This is a genomic window from Oceanicola granulosus HTCC2516 (genome assembly GCF_000153305.1).
Classification (GTDB): Bacteria; Pseudomonadota; Alphaproteobacteria; order Rhodobacterales; family Rhodobacteraceae; genus Oceanicola; species Oceanicola granulosus.
This window is the reverse complement of sequence record NZ_CH724108.1, coordinates 615,733-636,550: the sequence shown is the minus strand read 5'-3', so window position 1 is coordinate 636,550 and position 20,818 is coordinate 615,733. Positions and strand designations below refer to the sequence as shown.

Annotated in this window: 20 protein-coding genes; 12 read left to right on the top strand and 8 right to left on the bottom strand. The window is 70.9% G+C overall.

Annotated features, from left to right (window positions below):
- Nucleotides 1–27: 27 nt before the first annotated feature.
- Entirely contained in the window at nucleotides 28–870 is an 843-nt protein-coding gene (locus tag OG2516_RS15185) for a carbohydrate ABC transporter permease (protein WP_040615921.1), read from the bottom strand.
- A complete protein-coding gene (locus OG2516_RS15180) occupies nucleotides 867–1,802 on the bottom strand; it encodes a carbohydrate ABC transporter permease (RefSeq protein WP_007256595.1) in 936 nt (311 codons plus the stop codon). Before OG2516_RS15180 ends, OG2516_RS15185 begins: the two co-directional genes overlap by 4 nt.
- A gap of 152 nt (nucleotides 1,803–1,954) precedes the next feature.
- Between OG2516_RS15180 and OG2516_RS15175 the strand changes: the two genes are divergently transcribed.
- The 6 genes from OG2516_RS15175 (at nucleotide 1,955) to OG2516_RS15150 (ending at nucleotide 9,158) form a co-directional block, all read left to right on the top strand.
- Complete coding sequence (locus tag OG2516_RS15175; RefSeq protein WP_007256594.1) at nucleotides 1,955–2,722, top strand: GntR family transcriptional regulator; 768 nt, start codon at nucleotides 1,955–1,957, stop codon at nucleotides 2,720–2,722.
- Nucleotides 2,719–4,533 carry a beta-N-acetylhexosaminidase gene (locus tag OG2516_RS15170; protein WP_007256593.1) on the top strand — a complete coding sequence of 605 codons (1,815 nt, stop codon included), beginning with the start codon at nucleotides 2,719–2,721 and terminating at the stop codon, nucleotides 4,531–4,533. Before OG2516_RS15175 ends, OG2516_RS15170 begins: the two co-directional genes overlap by 4 nt.
- A gap of 66 nt (nucleotides 4,534–4,599) precedes the next feature.
- On the top strand, nucleotides 4,600–7,575 hold the full coding sequence (locus tag OG2516_RS15165; protein WP_007256592.1) for a valine--tRNA ligase: 2,976 nt from the start codon (nucleotides 4,600–4,602) through the stop codon (nucleotides 7,573–7,575).
- Between the two features lie 51 nt (nucleotides 7,576–7,626).
- Nucleotides 7,627–7,947 (top strand): DnaJ family domain-containing protein, encoded by a 321-nt coding sequence (locus OG2516_RS15160; protein WP_007256591.1) that lies wholly within the window; start codon nucleotides 7,627–7,629, stop codon nucleotides 7,945–7,947.
- Nucleotides 7,948–8,058: 111 nt separating this feature from the next.
- Nucleotides 8,059–8,484 carry a DUF983 domain-containing protein gene (locus OG2516_RS15155; RefSeq protein ID WP_007256590.1) on the top strand — a complete coding sequence of 142 codons (426 nt, stop codon included), beginning with the start codon at nucleotides 8,059–8,061 and terminating at the stop codon, nucleotides 8,482–8,484.
- Complete coding sequence (locus OG2516_RS15150) at nucleotides 8,481–9,158, top strand: NUDIX hydrolase (protein WP_007256589.1); 678 nt, start codon at nucleotides 8,481–8,483, stop codon at nucleotides 9,156–9,158. The genes OG2516_RS15155 and OG2516_RS15150 overlap by 4 nt, the downstream gene beginning before the upstream one ends.
- Nucleotides 9,159–9,161: 3 nt before the next feature.
- Here OG2516_RS15150 and OG2516_RS15145 read toward each other — a convergent pair whose 3' ends face one another.
- The 3 genes from OG2516_RS15145 to OG2516_RS15135 form a co-directional block, all read right to left on the bottom strand.
- Complete coding sequence (locus tag OG2516_RS15145) at nucleotides 9,162–10,067, bottom strand: DMT family transporter (protein ID WP_007256588.1); 906 nt, start codon at nucleotides 10,065–10,067, stop codon at nucleotides 9,162–9,164.
- Between the two features lie 96 nt (nucleotides 10,068–10,163).
- A complete protein-coding gene (locus OG2516_RS15140; RefSeq protein WP_007256587.1) occupies nucleotides 10,164–11,048 on the bottom strand; it encodes a fatty acid desaturase in 885 nt (294 codons plus the stop codon).
- Nucleotides 11,041–11,262, bottom strand: coding sequence for a DUF2061 domain-containing protein (locus OG2516_RS15135; RefSeq protein ID WP_007256586.1), 222 nt, complete (start codon nucleotides 11,260–11,262; stop codon nucleotides 11,041–11,043). The genes OG2516_RS15140 and OG2516_RS15135 overlap by 8 nt, the downstream gene beginning before the upstream one ends.
- A 106-nt stretch (nucleotides 11,263–11,368) precedes the next feature.
- Between OG2516_RS15135 and OG2516_RS15130 the strand changes: the two genes are divergently transcribed.
- From OG2516_RS15130 to OG2516_RS15115, 4 genes are all read left to right on the top strand, one after another.
- Nucleotides 11,369–12,226 (top strand): helix-turn-helix domain-containing protein, encoded by an 858-nt coding sequence (locus OG2516_RS15130; protein ID WP_007256585.1) that lies wholly within the window; start codon nucleotides 11,369–11,371, stop codon nucleotides 12,224–12,226.
- A 77-nt stretch (nucleotides 12,227–12,303) separates the two neighbouring features.
- A complete protein-coding gene (locus OG2516_RS15125) occupies nucleotides 12,304–13,158 on the top strand; it encodes a DUF6692 family protein (protein WP_007256584.1) in 855 nt (284 codons plus the stop codon).
- A 12-nt stretch (nucleotides 13,159–13,170) separates the two neighbouring features.
- Nucleotides 13,171–13,929, top strand: a complete 759-nt coding sequence (locus OG2516_RS15120) for a MauE/DoxX family redox-associated membrane protein (protein ID WP_007256583.1) — start codon at nucleotides 13,171–13,173, stop codon at nucleotides 13,927–13,929.
- Nucleotides 13,926–14,345, top strand: a complete 420-nt coding sequence (locus tag OG2516_RS15115) for an ion channel (RefSeq protein WP_007256582.1) — start codon at nucleotides 13,926–13,928, stop codon at nucleotides 14,343–14,345. Before OG2516_RS15120 ends, OG2516_RS15115 begins: the two co-directional genes overlap by 4 nt.
- On the opposite strand, the gene cueR is transcribed toward OG2516_RS15115, so the two are convergent.
- A complete protein-coding gene (gene cueR, locus OG2516_RS15110) occupies nucleotides 14,312–14,725 on the bottom strand; it encodes a Cu(I)-responsive transcriptional regulator (protein WP_007256581.1) in 414 nt (137 codons plus the stop codon). The two genes, OG2516_RS15115 and cueR, sit on opposite strands and share 34 nt — an antisense overlap.
- Entirely contained in the window at nucleotides 14,722–17,247 is a 2,526-nt protein-coding gene (locus OG2516_RS15105; RefSeq protein WP_007256580.1) for a heavy metal translocating P-type ATPase, read from the bottom strand. The genes cueR and OG2516_RS15105 overlap by 4 nt, the downstream gene beginning before the upstream one ends.
- Nucleotides 17,248–17,385: 138 nt before the next feature.
- Here OG2516_RS15105 and OG2516_RS15100 point away from each other — a divergent pair, with 138 nt between their 5' ends.
- Both OG2516_RS15100 and OG2516_RS15095 read left to right on the top strand, forming a co-directional pair.
- The gene (locus OG2516_RS15100) at nucleotides 17,386–18,354 is read left to right on the top strand and encodes an aldo/keto reductase (RefSeq protein WP_007256579.1); all 969 of its coding nucleotides are present in this window, start codon (nucleotides 17,386–17,388) and stop codon (nucleotides 18,352–18,354) included.
- A gap of 7 nt (nucleotides 18,355–18,361) precedes the next feature.
- Nucleotides 18,362–19,924: a CRTAC1 family protein gene (locus tag OG2516_RS15095; RefSeq protein WP_007256578.1), complete on the top strand. Its 1,563-nt coding sequence runs from the start codon at nucleotides 18,362–18,364 to the stop codon at nucleotides 19,922–19,924.
- Nucleotides 19,925–20,205: 281 nt separating this feature from the next.
- Here OG2516_RS15095 and OG2516_RS15090 read toward each other — a convergent pair whose 3' ends face one another.
- Nucleotides 20,206–20,808 carry a M35 family metalloendopeptidase gene (locus OG2516_RS15090; protein WP_040615917.1) on the bottom strand — a complete coding sequence of 201 codons (603 nt, stop codon included), beginning with the start codon at nucleotides 20,806–20,808 and terminating at the stop codon, nucleotides 20,206–20,208.
- Nucleotides 20,809–20,818 lie beyond the last annotated feature (10 nt).

Sequence of the window (20,818 nt, the reverse complement as noted above, 5' to 3'; positions counted from 1 at the left end):
TCTTACTCCCTGTTTATGAACATTTGGTTATTCCTTCACCGCCCCCGCGGTCAGACCGGCGACCAGGTATTTCTGCAGGAACAGGAAGATGACCATGACCGGCAGCACCCCCGTCAGAGAGGCCGCCATCATCTCGTTCCAGGTAACGTCCTGGTAACCGATGAACTCGTATATTCCCGCCGGGAGCGGCTGGTACTCCCGAGTCTGGTTGAACGTGATCGCGAAGAGGAACTGCTGTGCATAAGCTCCGATGAAGACCGCCACACCGACGACGATGAGCCCCGGCACCGCGAGCGGCAGGACCACCCGCCGCAGCGTGTAGAGCCGACTCGCGCCGTCGACATACGCCGCCTCCTCCAGCTCGCGCGGGATCTTCTCAAGGTACGACCTCAGGAGCCAGATGCCCGTCGGGATCAGGAACGCCACGCCGGGCACGATCATCGACCAGTAGGTGTTGAGCAGCCCGAGCGTGCGCAGAACCCGGTAAAGCGGGATCAGGAGCACGGCGCCGGTGAACATGTTGACCCCGAGGAAGATCGCGAGGCTCATGTTCTTGAAGGGAAAATCCAGGCGCGCGTAGGCATAGGCCGCGGGCACCACGAAGATCATCGTGATGAGGGTCACCATGCCGGAAATATAGATCGAGTTGAGGATGTAGCGGCCGAGGAGCGGCACGGTCTGCCACATCCGGCTGTAGGCCTCGAAGCTGAAATCGTCGCCCCAGAAGCGGTAGGGTGTCGAGAACAGGTGCTCGAGCGGGCGCAGCGAGACCATGAACATCTCGACGAACGGCAGCAGGATGAAGGTCAGGAACAGCGCCAGCGCGGCATAGATGCCGACGAGCTGCAGCTTCGAGTACCGGTCCATCATTTGCCGCTCCCGTAGTGGCGGTTCACCTTACCGAGGAAGTACAGGTAGATGAGCGAGAAGATGGCGAGCAGGACGACGATCACGACCGCCCGCGCGGCGCCCTCGCCGAACTTGTAGTTGCCGATGGCGACCTTGTAGGTGTCCACGATGAGCGTCGTCGTGGCGCCGCGCGGGCCGCCCTCGGTCAGGATCCAGATCACCTCGAAGCTGTTGAAGGTCCAGATCGCGCTGAGCAGCGCCATCGACACGATGACCGGCATGATCTGCGGGATCGTGATGCGGCGGAACCGGTACCAGCGGCTCGCCCCGTCGACGTAGGCCGCCTCGTAGAGGTCGCGCGGCACGCCCTGCATCGCGGCGAGGAAGAACAGCGTCACCATCGGCGTGCCGACCCAGACGTCGGTGACGACGGCGGAATAGAAGGCGGACGTCTTGTAGGCGAGGAATTCGTAGGGCCCGTCGATCAGCCCGATGCGCTGGGCGACGCCGGACAGCAGTCCGAAATGGCCGTTGTAGAGCCACAGCCAGCCGATGCAGCCGATCGCGATCGGGATCACCCAGGGCGGCATGACGAGGATGCGGAACAGCGCCCGCCCCGGCACCGCGGCGTTGAGCAACGTCGCCCCGATCAGGCCGAGCACCAGCTTCAGGCTGACCGACACGAACATCCAGAAGAACGTGCGCACGATGGTGTCGTGGAAGCGGCTGCTGCCGAGCAGGTCGGTATAATTTTTGGTGCCGACGAAGGATTCGCCGCCGAGGCGGGCGTCGGTGAAGGAGAGGCGGAAGGTCTCGGCGAGCGGCCAGGCCACGATCACCGCGATGAACAGCATCGCCGGTGCGACGAGCGCCCACGCGAACCACCGCTCCGGCATGCGGATCGGCGCGCGACGTGCGGAAGCGGCGACGGGTGTCTCGGTGATGTCGGCCACGGATCCTCCAGCGCATGCCGGGCGGGGAAGCGAATCTCCCGGTCACGCTCACGTTAACACCTTCTGCGAAAAAAGCTACCATTAGCATACCAAACCGGCATCCTTGGCTAGTTGGTCCTACTCTGGTATATGGCCGCAATAGGAGGTGCGGCATGGACGGCGCGACTGACCCTGGCTTCTTCGCGCCCGCGCTCTGGCACCGTCCCGGGCGCGGTCCGCGCTATCAACAGCTTCACGACCACATCGCCGCCGCCATTCGCGACGGCCGACTGGCGGACGGGGCCCAACTGCCGCCCGAGCGCGAGCTGGCCGAACTGGCGCAGGTAAGCCGCGTCACCGTCCGCCGCGCCATCACCAAGCTCGTCGCCGCGGGTCAGGTCGACCAGCGCCGGGGCGCCGGCAGCTTCGTGCGCCGCGGGTCCGTCAAGCTCGAACATACCTTGTCGACGCTCACTTCCTTCACCGAGTACATGCGCGCGCGCGGGCTGACCTCGACCTCGCAGGTCCTGGCGCGCGGACTGTTCCCGCCGGCGCCCGACGAGACGGTGGCGCTCGGCCTCGCGACCTCGGCGCGGGTGGCGCGGATCGAGCGGCTTCGCAGCGCCGACGGGGTGCCGATGGCGCTGGAGCGGTCGTCTCTTCCGGCCGACATCCTCCCCGACCCCGACCTCGTCGACCTGTCGCTCTACACCGTGCTGCGCGCCGCGGGCACGGCACCGCACCGCGCCCTCCAGCGGATCAGCGCGGTCAACCTCGCCGCGCGCGAGGCCGAGAGGATGGCGCTGCCCGAGGGCGCGGCGGCGCTGCTGATCGAGCGCACCGGCTACCTCGCCAGCGGGCGGCCGATCGAGTTTACCCGCGGATTGTACCGCCCCGACATTTACGATTTCGTTGCTGAACTGCGCCTCGAGGACACATGAAGTTCGACGCCCGTATCGACGGCCGCACCATCGCCGTCACCCTCACCTCCGACCGCCCGCTCGAGGCGCCGGTCCTGTGCCTGTCGCTCATGGCGCCCTTCCGCGCGGTATCTGGCGGAGAGGATATCGCGCGGTGCGGCGGCTACGGCGAGATACAGCTGCCGAACCTGTCGGCCGGCAAGGAACACGTGGTCGAACTCGAACACCTGTCCGATTTCCGCCCCGCGAACCGCGCCTGGCTCCCGCTCGGGGCGTACCTGCGGACGGCTGACGGCCCGATCCCGCTGCCCGCGCTCGCGGCGGGCCGCACGCCGGAGGTGCTGCCGCCGGGAGAGACGCCGGAGCTGAAAATCGTGCCGCCCGTGACGGTCTGGCGGCCGACGGGCGGTGAGGTGTCCGTTACCGGCTTCGCGTCCGCCAGCGCGCATTTCGACAATGTCGAGGCCCTCGCCCGCCGCACCGGGCTCGGTCCCTTCCTGGCGGAGGACGGGCTGCCGCTGAGCGTCGCGGTCGACGGCCAGCTGAGCGAGGAGGCCTACCGGCTCGAGATCAGTCGCGGCGGCGTGCGGCTGTCGGCCTCGTCGAAGGCCGGGCGCTTCTATGGCGCGATCAGCCTGCTGACGCTGAAGGCGACGCATGCCGGCGCCCTGCCCTGCGGCACCATCGAGGACGCGCCTCGCTTCCCCTGGCGCGGCCAGCACCTCGACTGCGCGCGCCACTTCTACGAGCCCCACACGATCCGGCGGCTCATGGACCTGATGGCGCTGCTCAAGATGAACCGCTTCCACTGGCACTTCGCGGACGACGAGGCGTTCCGGCTCGAGGTGACCTGCTTCCCGGATGTCTGGAAACGGACATGCGTCCGGGGCGAGGGCGAGACGATCCCCGGCGTGTTCGGCGGCGGCGTGCGCTCGGGGGGCAGCTACAGCCTCGAGACGGCGCGGGACGTCGTCGCGCACGGACAGGCGCTCGAGATCGGCGTGCTGCCCGAGATCGAGGTGCCGGCCCACGCGCTCGCGCTCGCGCGGGTGATGCCGGAGCTGCGCGATCCGTCCGATACCGGACAGGAGCGCAGCGTGCAGGGATACGCCGAGAACGTCCTCAATCCGGCGCGTGACCAGTTCTGGACGGTGATCGAACAGCTGTCCGAGGAGGTCGCCGCCCTGTTCCCGCTCGGGATGCTGCACCTGGGCTGCGACGAGTTGCCGGAGGGGGCGTGGGAGGGCTCTCCCGCCGTGGCCGATCTGAAGGCGCGCGAAGGGCTGGAGAGTGCCGACGATGTGTCGGGCTGGACCATGGCGAAGCTCGCCGGACATCTGTCCGAGAGAGGCGTCCGCGTCGCCGCCTGGGAAGAGGCGGCGCGAGGCAGCAACGGCGGCATCGGCCACGGGGCGCTGCTGCAGAGCTGGTCTGGCCAGGGGCCGGGGCTGGAGGCCGCGCGGGCGGGCTACGACGTCATCATGAGCCCGGCGCAGCACGTCTACCTCGACATGGCCCACAGCGACGACCCCGACGATTGGGGCGCCTCCTGGGCCGCCTTCGTCGCGCTGGAGGACGTCATCGCCTGGTCGCCCGTGCCGCCCGAGGCACGGGACATCGCGGAGCGGATCAAGGGGGTGGAGGGCTGCTTCTGGAGCGAATTCACCACCCACGACCGGGAGATGGAGGCAATGGTCGCGCCCCGCATCCTCGGCGTCGCCGCGAAGGGCTGGGACATCACCGACCGGCTGACGGGCGCGCAGCTGCGCGGGCTGGCGCATGCCTACGCGCCGGTCTTCGCGGCGATGGACTGGCAGAGCGGCTACCGCTAGGGGCGCTCTTTCCCTGCGCCCCCAAGCCCGCTATTGCTCGCCCGCGCACGCAGCAAGGACGACCAGATGCCGATGGACAAGACTTTCGACGCCGCCGCCGCCGAGCCGCGCCTCTACGAGGCCTGGGAGCGGGGCGGTGCCTTCCGCGCCGGCGCCAACGCGCGCCGCGACGAGAGCTTCTGCGTGATGATCCCGCCGCCCAACGTCACAGGCGCGCTGCACATGGGCCACGCCTTCAACAACACGCTGCAGGACATCCTCGTGCGCTGGCACCGGATGCGCGGCTTCGACACGCTCTGGCAGCCCGGACAGGACCATGCCGGCATCGCCACGCAGCTGCAGGTCGAGAAGCTGCTGGCGAGCGAGGGCAACGAGGGCCGGCGCGAGCTGGGGCGCGAGAAGTTCCTCGAGAAGGTGTGGGACTGGAAGGGCCAGTACGGCTCGACCATCGTCAACCAGCTGAAACGGCTGGGAAGTTCCTGCGACTGGTCGCGCAACGCCTTCACCATGGCCGGCGCGCCGGGCGATCCGCGCACCGGCCACGAGAACTCGCCCGACTTCCACGACGCGGTGATCAAGGTCTTCGTCGAAATGTACGACAAGGGCCTGATCTACCGTGGTAAACGGCTGGTCAACTGGGACCCGCATTTCGAGACGGCGATCTCGGATCTCGAGGTGGAGAACGTCGAGGTCGACGGGCACATGTGGCACTTCAGGTACCCGCTCGCGGGCGGCGAGACCTACACCTACGTCGAGCGCGACGAGGACGGCACCGTGCTGCTCGAGGAGGAGCGCGACTACATCTCCATCGCGACGACGCGGCCCGAGACGATGCTCGGCGACGGGGCCGTCGCGGTTCATCCAGAGGATGAACGTTACGCGCCAATCGTCGGGAAGTATTGCGAAATCCCCGTCGGCCCCAAGGCTGACCGGCGGCTGATCCCGATCATCACCGACACCTACCCCGACCCGCATTTCGGCTCGGGCGCGGTGAAGATCACCGGCGCGCACGACTTCAACGACTACGGCGTCGCCAGCCGCAACAGCATCCCGCTCTACCGCCTGATGGACAGCGCCGGTCGGATGCGCGACGACGGGGCGCCCTACGCCGAGGAGGCCGACAAGGCGCGCCGCTTCGCCGAGGGCGCCGGCTTCACCGAGGCCGAGGTCGACGCGATCAACCTGGTGCCCGAGGAGTATCGCGGGCTCGACCGCTTCGAGGCGCGCGCCCGCGTCGTCGCCGACATCGACGCCGAGGGGCTGATGATCGAGGTCGAGGACAAGAAGATCGTCCAGCCCTTCGGCGACCGCTCGCAGGTGGTCATCGAGCCGATGCTCACCGACCAGTGGTTCGTCGACACCTCGAAGATCGTCGGCCCCGCCCTCGATGCAGTGCGCGACGGCACCACCAAGATCCTGCCCGAGAGCGGCGAGAAGACCTACTTCCACTGGCTCGAGAACATCGAGCCCTGGTGCATCTCGCGCCAGCTCTGGTGGGGGCACCGGATCCCCGTCTGGTACGGGCCGCGCCCGCACGGCTACGAGGGCCACGGCTTCGGCCCCTACATCCACTTCTGCGCGCCGACCGAAGCGGAGGCGCTGGAGAAGGCGCGCGCGTTCTACGGCACCGAGGTGCGGATCCTGCCCGAGGGCGAGACCTTCACCCCGACCGAGGATTACGAGACCGTCGGCGTCGACGGCACGCCCCGCACGGTGCTGCTCTTCCGCGACGAGGACGTGCTCGACACGTGGTTCTCCTCCGGTCTGTGGCCCATCGGCACGCTGGGCTGGCCGGAGCAGACCGACGAGCTGAAGCGCTACTTCCCCACCGACGTGCTGGTCACCGGGCAGGACATCCTGTTCTTCTGGGTGGCGCGGATGATGATGATGCAACTGGCTGTCGTCGGCGAGGCTCCTTTCCACACGGTCTACCTGCACCAGCTCGTCCGCGACGAGAAGGGACAGAAGATGTCCAAGACGCGGGGCAACGTGATCGACCCGCTCGAGATCATCGACGAATACGGCGCGGACCCGCTGCGCTTCGCCAACGCGTCGATGGCGGCGATCGGCGGCGTGCTGAAGCTCTCCGTCGACCGCATCAAGGGCTACCGCAATTTCGTTACCAAATTGTGGAACGCCTGCCGCTTCGCCGAGATGAACGGCGTCTTCGAGGCCGGCGCGCCGCCCGCCGCGCCGCCGCGCCCGGAGGCGACGGTCAACCGCTGGATCATCGGCGAGACCGCGCGGATCCGCGAGGAGACCGACGCCGCGCTCGCCGCCTACCGCTTCAACGACGCCGCCAACGGGCTCTACGCCTTCGTCTGGGGCAAGGTCTGCGACTGGTACGTGGAGTTCTCCAAGCCGCTCTTGATGGACGGCACCGAGGAAGAGCGCGCCGAGACGCGGGCGACGATGGCCTGGGTGATCGACCAGTGCCTGATCCTGTTGCACCCGATCATGCCGTTCGTGACCGAGGAGCTCTGGGGCACGCTGGCGCAGCGCGAGCGGATGCTGGCGCTCACAGACTGGCCCGAGCACACGACGGCCGACCTGCTCGACGACGCGGCCGACGCGGAGATGAACTGGGTGATTTCGCTGATCGACGGCGTGCGTTCGGCGCGGGCTCAGATGAACGTGCCGGCGGGGCTGCAGATCCCGGTGCTGCGGCTCGAGTCCGACGCCGCCGCCCGCGCCGCCTGGGCCAACAACGAGGCGCTCATCAAGCGCCTCGCCCGCATCGACAGCCTCGAGGACGCCGACACGCCGCCCAAGGGCGCGATCGCGATCTCCGCCCGCGGCGCGAGCTTCGCGCTGCCGCTGGCCGACATCATCGACGTCGCCGCCGAGAAGGCGCGGCTCGAGAAGGCGCTCGGCAAGCTCGGCAAGGAGCTCGGCGGGCTGCGCGGCCGGCTGAACAACCCGAAGTTCATCGCCTCCGCCCCCGAGGAGGTCGTCGCCGAGGCGCGCCAGAACCTCGCCCTGCGCGAGGAGGAGGAGGCGCAGATCAACACCGCCCTCGCCCGGCTCGGAGAGCTTGCCTGACGCCCGCCCCGTGCCCACATGCAGCCCCGGACCACACCGGGAGGGGCTGACATGAGCGGGTTCCTGCGCCGCATCTTCGAGCGCCACGTCGAGCGCGCCGAGGCCGAGGGCAAGCTCTCGGGCCTCGCCGGCGAGGGCAAGCCGCTGGAGATCGAGCAGGGCGGCGACGTGACGACGGAGATCGGCCACAAGGTGATGGCCGAGGCCGGCGTGGTGCCGCTCGAGGTGACGCTGGTGCGCCAGCTCGCGGAGGCGCGCGCCGCCTACGGCCGCGCCGAGGGCGCCGACGAGAAGAAGGCGGCGATGGCGCGGATCGCCGACCTCGAGATGAAGAAGAACCTCGCCTTCGAGCGGCTGCGCCGGCACCGCTGAGGCTCGCCCGTCGCACGCGCGACAATCCGCCCCACGGCATTCTGTCCTCTTCCCGCAGGCGCTCGGGCCTGCCACGGTCGCGCCGAGACTGCTTCATCCGGACCCCGTGCCATGTTTGACGATCGCTCCTCCGCCACCGCCTCCGCCGCAACGCCCGTCGCACTCGACCGTCCCGCCAAGCCCGCCATGTGGCGCGGCTTCCGGCGGCGCTGCCCCAATTGCGGCGAGGGCCCGATGTTCACCGGCTACCTCAAGGTTGCCGACCGCTGCCCCGTCTGCCGCGAGGAGCTCTACCACCACCGCGCCGACGACGGGCCGGCCTACCTGACGATCCTCGTCGTGGGCCATATCATGGCGCCGCTGTTCCACGTCGTCTTCACGCACTTCCGCCCCGAGCCGCTCGTCATGGCGACGCTGTTCACGGTCGGCTGCGTGGCGCTGAGCCTCTACCTGCTGCCGCGCCTGAAGGGTTTCGTGGTGGGGCTGCAATGGGCCAAGCGGATGCACGGCTTCGGCGGCGTCCCCGCCCGGACGTGACCGTCTCCGTCCGCGACGCCGCGACGCTGATCCTGGTGCGCGAGGACGGGCCGGAGCCGGCGGTGCTGATGGGGATGCGCGGCGGGCGCGCGGCGTTCATGCCGGGCAAGATGGTGTTTCCCGGCGGCGCGGTCGATCCGGGCGACGCCGGCATCCCCCTCGCCGCCCTGCCCGGGCGCGACTGCCTCGCACGCCTCTCGCAAGACAGCGCCCTGCCCCCGGAGGCGCTCTGCGCGGCCGCGATCCGGGAACTCTGGGAAGAGACGCGCCAGATCCTCGGCCGCCCCGCGCCCTGGCCCGACGCGCCGCCCGGCTGGCGCGGCTTCGCCGCCACCGGCCACCGCCCCGACGCCGCGGCCCTCTCCTACGTGTTCCGCGCGATCACCCCGCCAGGCAACACCCGCCGCTTCGACGCCCGCTTCTTCGCCGCTCCCGCCAGCGCGCTCGTCTCCGATCCCGACGCCCTCTCGGCGGTCGAGGGCGAGCTGTCCGGCCTGCGCTGGGTGCCGCTGTCGCAGGCGCGCACGCTCGACCTGCCCTTCATCACCCGCGTGGTGCTCGCCGAGGTCGCCGTCCACGGCCGCCGCCCCGCCGGGCCGGTGCCGTTCTTCCGGCACGGGCAGGAGGAGAGCCACTTCGCCCGCCTCGCGGGGCGCGACCCGCTGGATCTCTAGGCGTCAGCTCGTCGCGATCAGCGCCAGGATCGAGACCACCAGCACCGCGATCCCGGCCAGCTCCCGGCCCGTGATGCGCTCGCGGAAGAACAGCCACGAGGCCAGCAGCGAGAAGATCAGCTCCACCTGCCCCACAGCGTTGACGATGCCCGCGCTCTGGAGCGTGTAGGCGGTGAACCAGCCGATCGAGCCGGCCATGCTCGTCAGGCCGACGAGGCCCGAGACGCGCCAGTTGCGAAACACCCGCCCCACCTCGCCGGGCTGGCGCCAGCCGAGCCAGCCGCCGAGCGCCAGCGTCTGGAAGGCGGTGACGCAGCCCAGCGTCACCAGCGCGCGCAGCAGCACGTCGCCGCTCTCGAGCGACAGCGACGCGCCTCGGTAGCTGACGCCGGAGATGCCGAAGAACACGCCCGAGGCCAGCCCCAGCCCGGCCGCCGGGTTCGCGATCCGCCGCAGCCACGTCCCGGCGCCGCCGCCGGGCGGGTCCGACAGCAGCAGCACCCCGACGAGTCCGACGAGGATCGCCGCGAGGCTCGCGAGGCTGATCCCCTCGCCGAGGATCACGATCCCGGCGAGCACCGACAGCAGCACCTCGGTCTTCTTGAAGGTGATGCCGACGGCGAAGTTGCGGTGCTTGAACAGCGCGACGACGCAGATCGTCGCGAGGATCTGGCTGATCCCGCCCGCCACCGCGTAGGGCCAGAAGCCGGCCGGAATGGCGGGCAGCGCCGCACCGGTGCCACGGGCGTAGGCAAGCGCGAGCAGCCACACGAGCGGCATCGACCAGACGAAGCGCGCGAAGGTCGCCCCCGCCGCCGAGAGCCGCCCGGCGGCGAGCACCTTCTGCAGCATGAACCGCAGCGTCTGCGCGAAGGCGGCGGCGAGGGTGACCGGGATCCAGAGCTCCATCCGCCCGCTATCGCGCCCGCCGCCGCCCGTGGCAAGCCACCCCGGCGGCGCGCGCGGTCAGGGCGTGGAGCCGTGCATATTTTCGGCCAGATGAAGTCAGCCGCCGCGCAGCGGGTGGGGGACCGGATCCTTGGCGCGCCAGAAGTAGCGGGCGAGGATCTCGGCGTAGGAGCGGTAGCGGTAGCCGCCGTTGACGCCGAGGTAGCGCGCGGGGTTGCGGGCGTAGAGCCGCGGCAGGCGGTACCACGGCACGCGCGGGTGCATGTGGTGGACGACGTGGAGGTTGTTGTTGAGGAACAGCAGCGCCAGCGGGCCGCGATCCTCGATGATGACGGTGCGGGCGCGCGCCTTCTCGTGGGCCTGGTGCTCGAGGAAGGTGCGGATCTTGAGCACCGACATCGCCGCGTAGGCGGCCGCGAGATAGGCCGGGAGCGGCAGCGGCGCGAGCGCGACCGCCGACAGCACCACCGCCGAGGCCGGCAGGTGCGCCGCCCACGCGGCGCGCACGGCGGGCTCGTGGCGCGCGCGCCAGTCGCCCGCGAGGAACGCCACCTGCCCCGCCAGCGGCCCGATCACGATGCGCCCCGCCAGCGTGTTGTTCACCCGCAGCACCGCCTGCAGCCAGCGCGGCAGGCGCCGCCAGGCGGCGGGGTCGAGGTAGTTGCTCTCGGGGTCGTCGTAGGGGTCGGTGAGGATCGCGTCGTGGTGGTGGGCGAGGTGGGTGTCGCGGAAGCGCCCGAACGGGACCAGCAGCCCCAGCGCCGGCCAGACGAGGGCGGCGTTGAGCCGCCGGTTGCGGAAGGGGTGGCCGTGGATCGCCTCGTGCTGGAGCGAGGAATGCAGCACCAGCGCCACCACCAGCGCCGGCAGCGCCAGCCACGGCGACAGCGCCGCGAGGCCGAACAGGGCGGCGGCCCAGAGGGCGTAGCATCCCGCCAGCAGCGCCAGCGTCGGCCACTCGAAGGTGCGCGGCTCAGACATCGCGCACCCTCCCCGCCTGCCGGCCCCAGGCGATGCGGTCCCACAGGCGCTCGTAGCCCACGTACATCGACAGCCCCAGGGCCGCGTTGACCAGCGCCATCGTCCCGCCCAGCGCGAGCGAGCCGGTCATCGCCAGCCCCACGAGGGCCATCACCGTCAGCCCGAGCAAATTCCACACAACCGCCTTCACGACGGACCGGGTCCGCGTCTCCATGTCGTCTCCTGCATTTTTCGTATGCCGCGACGCTATGTCGGATGACAGGCGGGAGCCATTCCGTTTCCGGTACACAAACCGCGACGAATGTGACTGAATGCACCGTATGGTGACGGTCCTCGACAAGCGCCAGCGCGCGCAGCTCTTCCAGACCCGGCTGGCCGCCGCGATGGCGCGGCGCGGGCTCAACCAGTCCGACCTCGCGCGGCAGGCCGGGGTGGACCGCTCCACCGTCAGCCAGCTGCTCAAGGACGACACCCGCCTGCCCAACGCACATGTCGCCGCGCTCTGCGCCGAGGTTCTGGGGGTGTCGGCGGACTGGCTGCTCGGCCTGACCCAGCGCCCCGAACTGGCCGCCGACCTGGTCGCGGCGGCGATGAAGATCACCGAGGCGCCCCGCGCGCTGGTGGACGAGCAGATCTTCGACTGGCACCGGGAGGCGGAGGGATACAAGATCCGCCACGTCCCCGCCGGGCTGCCCGACATGCTCAAGACCTCGGAGATGCTGCACTGGGAGTATCGCGCCACGCTCGGGCGGACGACGGAGCAGGCGATCGGCGCCTCGGAGGACCGGCTCAACTGGATCCGCGCCTCGCCCTCGGACTACGAGATCGCCCTGCCGCTCCACGAGCTGCGCAGCTTCGCGCGCGGCGAGGGGTACTACGCGGGGATGCCCGCCAGCCTGCGCGCGGCGCAGATCGACCACATGGCGCAGTTGCACGACCAGCTGTTCCCGTCGCTGCGGCTGTTCCTCTACGACGCGCACCGGCTGTTCTCGTCGCCGCTGACGGTGTTCGGCCCGCTGCTCGCGGTGATCTACCTCGGCTCCAACTACCTCGCCTTCCGCGACACCGAGCGGATCCTCGCCCTGACGCGGCACTTCGACAAGCTGGTGCGCGAGGCCGACGTCACCGACCGCGCCCTGCCCGGCCACCTGGCCGAACTCAAGACGGCGCTGGGCTGACCGTCTCGGAACCTGCCGCGCCCGCGCGTCGTTCGCCCGGCGTACCCCCAAGGGGTGGGCGGCGAAGGGAGCGTGTCATGTCTTACGTCAAGTTCGGTCTGATGATCCTCACGTCGACGGTGGTGATGTTCATCCTGATGTACCTCAACACCTACGCCTGGGAGCACCTCTTCTGGTCCGAGACGCGGACCTACATGGCGATCCTGATGGGCGCGACGATGGCGATCATCATGCTCGCCTACATGCTCGGCATGTACGACAGCAAGGCGATGAACGCGGCGATCTTCGTCGGCGCGATCGTGGTCTTCGGGGTGTCGCTGTGGCTGGTGCGCAGCCAGACGACGGTGTCGGGGCCGAGCTACATGCGCGCGATGATCCCGCACCACTCGATCGCGGTGATGACCTCCGAGCGGGCGCAGATCGAGGATGCCCGCGTGCGCCATCTCGCCGACGAGATCATCGCCGCCCAGCGCAAGGAGATCGCCGAGATGCGCTACCTGATCGACGACGTCGCCGACGGCAACGTGGTGCGCGAGATCTACGAGGACCCGCCCGCCGCGCCGGGCAGCGTCGAGGATGCGCTGGACAACACGCTGATCTCGCAGCTCGACCTGTCGCCGCTGACCGAGGCCGAGGCCGGCGAGGTCGTCGCCGGGCCGACCTGCACCTTCAACCGCAGCCCCGAGGCCGACCCGATCCTGTGGACCGCCGCCGACGGCGGGGCGGCGATGAAGCTCAACGGGGTCATCGTCGGGCTCGAAGAGAGCGGCGAGGGCGACTTCGCCACCGACGGCGCGCGCGTCGCGGTGCGGCTGCTGGGCGACGAGGCGAACTGGAGGTCGAATGCCGCGTTGACCTTCGAGCTCGAGGAGGGGCTGAGCGTCGGCTACCGTGGCTTCTTCGACTGCACCGGCAGCGACGGCACCGAGTAAGGGAGGAGCGCCATGCCGCTCGACCAGACCAGGAAGGCCCGGCTCTACCGCATGGTGATGCCCGGCCACACCTGCCCCTACGGGCTCAAGAGCAAGGACCTGCTCGAGCGGCAGGGCTTCGAGGTGGAGGACCACCCGCTCACCACCCGCGAGGAGACCGACGCCTTCAAGGAGGAGCACGGCGTCGCCACCACGCCGCAGACCTTCATCGACGGCGCGCGGATCGGGGGCTACGACGATCTGCGCGCGCATTTCGGCCAGGAGGTGAAGGGCGAGGACGAGGCCAGCTACCAGCCGGTGATCGCGATCTTCTCGGTAGCGTTCCTGATGGGCATGGCTGTGAGCTGGCTCGCCTACGAGACGATCCTCACCTTCCGCACCGTCGAGCTCTTCATCGCGATCAGCATGTGCATCCTCGCGATCCAGAAGCTGCAGGACATCGAGGGCTTCTCGACGATGTTCCTCAACTACGACCTGCTGGCCCGGCGCTGGGTGCGCTACGGCTACATCTACCCCTTCGGCGAGGCGCTGGCGGGGGTGCTGATGCTGGCGATGACGCTGTTGTGGATCGCGGTGCCGGTGGCGCTGGTGATCGGGACGATCGGGGCGGTGAGCGTGTTCAAGGCGGTCTACGTCGACAAGCGCGAGCTCAAATGCGCCTGCGTCGGCGGCGGCAGCAACGTGCCGCTGGGCTTCGTGTCGCTGACGGAGAACGTGATGATGGTCGCGATGGCGATCTGGATGCCGCTGCGGATGGGGTGGTTCGGATGATCGGGCTCGGCATCGGGGTCCTGCTCGTGGTGCTGCTCGGCGTCTTTCACCACCTCGGTCTGCTGGTGGTGCGCGCGCTCAACCCCGGTGCCGATACGCTTCCGAAGGCGGCGATCCTCGTCGTCTTCATCAGCCTTCTGGTGCTGCACGTGGTCGAGATCCTCGGCTTCGCCGTGGCCTACCGGCTGCTGCTCGACTGGGGCGCGCTCGGTACGCTCACCGCCGAATTCAGCGGCAGCTGGGAGGGGCTGATCTACTTCTCCGGCGTCAACTTCGCGACGCTGGGCTATACGCAGATCCAGACGGAGGGGCCGATCCGGATGGTCAACATGATGCAGTCCCTCGGCGGTTTCATGGTGCTGACCTGGTCGGCCACCTTTCTCTACTCGACGTCCGAGCGCGCCTGGAAGGCGTGATCGCGGAGGTCGTCGAGGATCGGGCAGTCTGGGCGCGCGTCGCCCGCGCAGGCATCGACGAGCCGGGCCAGCGTGGCGCGCATCTGCTGCAGCTCGGCGAGCTTGCGGTCGATCTCGGCGAGGTGGTCGCGGGTGAGCTGTCGGACCTCGGCGCTGGCGCGGCCGGTATCCTCGTAGAGGCGCAGCAGCGCGCGGCAATCCTCCACCGAGAAGCCGAGCGCGCGGGCGCGGCCGATGAAGGCGAGCTTGTGCAGGTCGCGCTCGTCGAAGGCCCGGTAGCCGTTGGCGCCGCGCGCGGGCCGCACGAGGCCGATCTCCTCGTAGTAGCGGATTGTCTTGACCGGCAGGCCGGCGCGGCGGGCGACGTCGCTGATGTTCATGCGCCCTGCTCCACCGGGGCCGGCGCGGCGGCGGCGGCGCGCGAAGCCGGGGCGTCCGGTCGCCCGGCCATGGCGGGCGCGACGCGGCGCAGCCGGAGCGCGTTGCTCAGCACGAAGACCGACGACAGCGCCATCGCGCCGGCGGCGAGCATCGGCGACAGCAAGAGCCCCGTCGCCGGGTAGAGCAGCCCCGCCGCGACCGGGATCAGCGCCACGTTGTAGCCGAAGGCCCAGACGAGGTTCTGGCGGATGTTGGCCAGGGTCCGGCGCGAGACGGCGGCGGCGTCGACGACGCCGCGCAGGTCGCCCGACATCAGCACCACGTCGGCGCTCTCGATGGCGACGTCGGTGCCGGTGCCGATGGCAATGCCGACGTCGGCGTGGGCCAGCGCGGGCGCATCGTTGATGCCGTCGCCCACGAAGGCCACCTTGCGCCCGCCGGCCCTGAGCCTGTCGAGCGCGGCGACCTTGCCGTCTGGCAGGACGCCCGCGACGACGTGGTCGATGCCGGTCTCGGCGGCGATGGCCTGGGCCGTCTCCTGCCGGTCGCCGGTGATCATCGCCACCTCGAGCCCTTCCGCCTTGAGCGCCGCGATGGCGGCGCGGCTGGCGGGCTTGACCCGGTCGGCCACCCCCACGAGCGCCGCGAGGCGGCCGTCGAGCGCGGCGAAGAGCGGCGTGCGGCCGCGCCGGGCGAGGTCGGCGGCGGCCTCGGCGAAGGGCGCGGGCTCGATGCCCTCGCGCTCGAGCAGCCGCGCGGTGCCGACGAGCAGCCGCGAGCCGCCGACCTCGGCCGAGATGCCGTGGCCGGGGATCGCCTCGAAGGCGGACACGTCCGTCCCCGCCAGCCCCTCGGCCCGCGCCGCACGCACCAGCGCGTCGGCCACCGGGTGCTCCGAGCGGGCCTCGGCGGCGGCGATGCGGCCGAGGATGTCCTCCCGCGTCACGCCCTCGGCGAGCACCAGGTCGACCAGTTCGGGCCGCCCCTCGGTCACGGTGCCGGTCTTGTCGAGCGCCACCACGTCGACCGAGGCCAGCGCCTGCAGCGCGTCGCCCTTGCGGAACAGCACCCCCATCTGCGCCGCGCGCCCGGTGCCGACCATGATCGAGGACGGCGTCGCGAGACCCATCGCGCAGGGACAGGCGATGATCAGCACCGAGACCCCCGCGACGAGCGCGTGGGTTAGCGCCGGCTCGGGGCCGAGCAGCAGCCACCCCAGCACCGTCAGCGCTGCGACGGCGATGACGGCGGGCACGAACCAGAGCGTCACCCGGTCCACGAGCGCCTGGATCGGCAGCCGCGCGCCCTGCGCCTCCTCGACCATGCGGATGATGTGCGCGAGCGTCGTCTCCGCCCCGATGCGCGTCGCCCGCACCCGCAGCGCGCCCGCGCCGTTGACCGTGCCGCCGGTGACGGCGTCGCCCGCGCGCTTGTCGACGGGGAACGGCTCGCCGGTGATCATGCTCTCGTCCACGTGGCCCTCGCCCTCGAGCACCTCGCCGTCGGTGGGGATGCGTTCGCCCGGCCGCACCACGAGCACGTCGCCCGCCCGCAGCGCCTCGACGGGCCGCTCCTCGAGCGCGCCGTCCGCCGCCTCCACCCGCGCGGTGCGGGCCTGCAGCCCGACGAGCTTGCCGATCGCCGCGCCGGTGCGGCCCTTGGCGCGGGCCTCCAGCCAGCGGCCGACGAGGATCAGCACCACGATCACCGCGGCGGCCTCGAAATAGACCGCCCGCAGCGCCTCGGGCAGCAGGCCGGGCAGGAAGGTGGCGAACGTGGAATAGCCCCACGCCGCGCCCGTGCCGAGCGCGACGAGGCTGTTCATGTCGGGCGCGCCGCGGCCCAGCGCGGCGAGGCCCTTGGTGAAGAAGTGCCGACCGGGGCCGAACAAGATCAGCGAAGTCAGCGCGAACTGGATCAGCCAGTCGGCCTGCTGCCCGAGCCCGCGCTCGATCAGCGCGCCGAAGCCCGGCACCAGGTGCGCGCCCATCGCGAGCACCACGACCGGCAGAGCCAGCGCCCCGGCGAACGCCACGCGCCGCGCGAGGCCGGCGGCCTCCTCGGCCTTGCGCGCGCCCCGCTCGGCCTGCGCCTCCGCGCCCGCGACGCGCGCCGGATAGCCCGCCGCCGTCGCCGCCGCGGCGAGCGCGGCCGGCTCGGTGGTGCCTTCGAAGTAGCTGACGGTGGCGGTCTCGGCGGCGAGGTTCACCGCCGCCGAAACGACGCCCGGCACCTGCGCCAGCGCCCGCTCGGCCCGCCCGACGCAGGACGCGCAGGACATCCCCCCGAGCGCCAGCGTCGCCGTCGCCTGCCGCGCCGGGTAGCCGGCCTCGCGCAGCGCCGCCGCGACCTCCGCGAGCCGTCCCGGCCCGTCGAGCCGCACCCGCGCCGTCTCGGACGCGAGATTGACGGAGACCGCCTCGACGCCTTCGAGCGCCGTCAGCGCCCGCTCGGCACGGCCCACGCACGACGCGCAGGACAGTCCCTCCAGCGCCAGCGTCGCCTCGTGATATTCGCCCATGACAGCCTCCGATTCACTGGTGTCACGGGAGACATAAGGATTCCAGTTACTGGAGGGTCAAGGGCGCTGTTCACTTATTGAAACCCCGTCTCCCATGCCTATGCTGCGCCGCGATACGCAGTAGGAGGGACCAGCGACATGACCATCGGCACCAAGGTAAACAAGCGGCTGCCCTACCCGATCCCCGACCTCTGCTTCGGCACCTCGCCGCTCGGCGACATGCCCGACACCTACGGCTACGGTGTCGACGCCGAGCGCGCCCAGGCGACGGTGCAGGCGATCTTCGACCAGAGCCCGAGCTTCCTCGACACCGCCCGCATCTACGGCCACGGCCGCAGCGAGGAGCGCATCGGCCAGGTGATCCGCGAGCGCGGCGGGCTGCCCGAGGGCGTGCTCGTGTCGACCAAGCTCGACCGCCACTTCGAGACCGGCCGCTTCGACGGCGCGCAGGCGCGGCGGTCGCTCGAGCAGAGCCTCGAGGCGCTCGGCCTCGACAAGGTCCACATGCTGCACCTGCACGACCCGGAGCACGCCGCCGACCTCGACGAGATCACCCGCCACGGCGGCGCGCTCGACGAGCTGTTCCGGATGAAGGAAGAGGGCCTGACCGACGCGGTGGGGCTGGCGATGGGCGAGGTCGAGCTGACGCGCAGGCTGCTGGCGGAGCGCGAGTACGACACGCTCATCAACCACAACCGCTTCACCCTGCTCAATCGCAACGCCGACACCCTCTACGACGAAGCCCACGCCCGCGGCGTCGCGATCTTCAACGCCGCGCCCTACGCCAGCGGCATCCTCGCCAAGGGCAGCGCCAACAGCCCCCGCATCACCTACCAGGAGGCCAGCGAGGACCAGCTCGCCCCGGTGCGCGCCATCGAGGAGGTCTGCGCGCGCCACGGCGTGCAGATCGGCGTCGCGGCGCTGCAATTCTCCATGCGCGACCCGCGCATCACCTCCACGATGGTCGGCGTGTCGCGCCCCGAACGGGTCCAGCAGACCTGCGACTGGGCCGCGCAGGAGGTGCCGGAGGCGCTCTGGGAAGAGCTCGCCGCCTTGCCCTACGACACCAGCGACCCGGAGGCCGAGCGGGTCTACAAGCCCGGCTGAGGCCGCCATGCGCCGCGCCCTCGCCGCCGCCCTCGCCCTGCTCGCCGCCCCGGCGGCGGGTGAGCCGGCGTTCCGCGACCTGACGGAGGCGCTGCCCGTCGCCCACGTCTACGACGGCGACTGGGCGTTCTATGTCGGCGGCGGCGTCGCGGTGTTCGACTGTGACGACGACGGCTACCTCGACCTCTACGCCGCCGGCGGCGCGGGCCCGGCGCGGCTGTTCGTCAACCGCACCGCCAGGGCCGGCGCGCCGCCCGCCTTCGGCCTCGCCGACGCGCCCGAGGCGGCGCTGACGGACGTCACAGGCGCCTACCCGCTCGATCTCGACGGCGACGGGCGGCTCGACCTGTTCGTGCTCCGCTCCGGCCCCAACGCCGTGCTGCGCGGCCTCGGCGGCTGCCGCTTCGAGCGCGCCGAGGCGGCGCTCGGCATCGCGCCCGGCGACGGCTGGAGCACCGCCTTCGCCGCCGCCTGGGGCCCGGGCGACGAGCGCCCGACTCTCGCCGTGGGCAACTACGTCGACCGCGACGACCCGGCCGGCCCGTTCGGCACCTGCGACACCCACCAGCTGTTTCGCCCCGAGGCCGACGGCTACGGCACGCCGGAGATCATTGCCCCCGGCCATTGCACCTTGGCGATGCTGTTCACCGACTGGAGCGGGCGCGGCACGCCCGACCTCTGGATCAGCAACGACCGGCACTACTATGTCCGCGACGGGCAGGAGCAGCTGTTCCGCGTCTGGCCCCGGCTGGCGGAGTGGCGGGCCGAGGAGGGCTGGGAGCGGCAGATGCTCTGGGGCATGGGCCTCGCCGCGCGCGACATCACCGGCGACGCCCGCCCCGAGATCGCCGTCACGAGCATGGCCGACCAGAAGCTCTACGAACTGCAGGGCGACGGCGCCGCGCCGCGCTTCGCCTCGATCGCCTTCGCGCGCGGCACCACGGCGCACCGGCCCCACACGGGCGACGAGGGACGGCCCAGCACCGGGTGGCACGTGGAGTTCGGCGACGTGGACAACAACGGGCGGGACGACCTGTTCATCGCCAAGGGCAACGTCAACCAGATGCCGGACATGGCGGAGTTCGACCCCGACAACCTGCTCATGCAGCAGCCCGACGGCCGCTTCGTCGAGCGCGCGAGCGTGGCCGGCGTGGCCTCCGGCGCGCGCGGCCGCGGCGCGGCGCTCGCCGACCTCAACCGCGACGGGCGGCTCGACCTCGTGGTGGTCCAGCGCCGCGCGCCGATGAAGCTCCACGAGAACGTCACCCCGGACGCGGGCGGCTGGGTCGCGCTGCGCCTGGCGCAGCCCGGCGGCAACCGCTTCGCGGTGGGCGCGCGGATCGAGCTGGAGGCGGGCGGGCGGACCTGGTTCCGCGAGGTGCAGGTCGGCGGCGGCCACGCCGGGGGCCAGGCGGGCCACGCGCATTTCGGGCTGGGCAGTGCCGAGGAGGTGCGCGCGCGGGTGCGCTGGCCCGACGGGGAGATTGGCCCGTGGCGGGCGCTCGGGCCGGGGCGGTTCTGGCTGCTGGAGCGGGGCATGGAGCCGGTGGCCGAGGCCGCCGCGCGCTGACGGAGCCGGGCAGGACTGCTGAGGGCCGCCTGCGACCGGAGCCGGCCGGCACGAGGTCCGGCACGACGTAAGCCGGGCAGCGCCGGCCCGAGGGGCGGGGTCTGGCTGCTGCCCGACGTCTCCAAAGCCCCTGCCGCGCGTGCTCCGGAACTGCATCGCCAGAAGCGCCGCCCCGTGGGGGCGGGCCGGCGCTGCCCGGCGGGGGCCGGGCGGGCACGCGGACGGCGTGGCGCGCAACCGGAGAGGGGCGTAGCGAGAAAGCGTTTCGCTCCGGGTCCCGCTCACGGCAGGTAGGAGATGTCCTCGGCGAAGTACTGGTAGCTGTCGGCGTTTCGGATCAGGACTTCCTGGCGGCGCAGGGCGCGGTCTGAGCAGGCGGAGCGGGAGTAGCAGATGTCGTCGGTGCGGGCGACGACGTCGAAGTGGCTCATCTCGTGGATGATCGTCCCCTCGCGGCTGCCGTTCTCCATCTCCTCCGACCCCTGCGGGAAGGCGTACATGCGCGGCATGGAAAAGAAGGCCGGGCAGAGGTTGATGCGGTAGTGATCGTGGCTCCAGACGTTGGCGTACATCTGGCGGTCGCAATCCTCCTCGCCGATGTTGGCGCACACGATCTTGATCTCGGCGTCGCGGATCGCGATGTGGATCGACTTGAACGCTGCCCGCACCACCGCCGCGTTCTCCTTGCTGTAGGGGCCGAACCAGCGGCGGTATTCCGGCGTGTCGCCGACGGAGACCGCCGCGCGCAGCACCACCTTCTCCGCCCCCGCGAGCGCCTCGAGCACCGCGTCGCGCTCGACCTTCTCGCAGGTCTCGAACTGCTGCGCCGCCGCCGGCGCGGCCACGAGCGCCAGCATCACCGCGAGTGCTCCGGTCAATCTCATCGCCCGACCT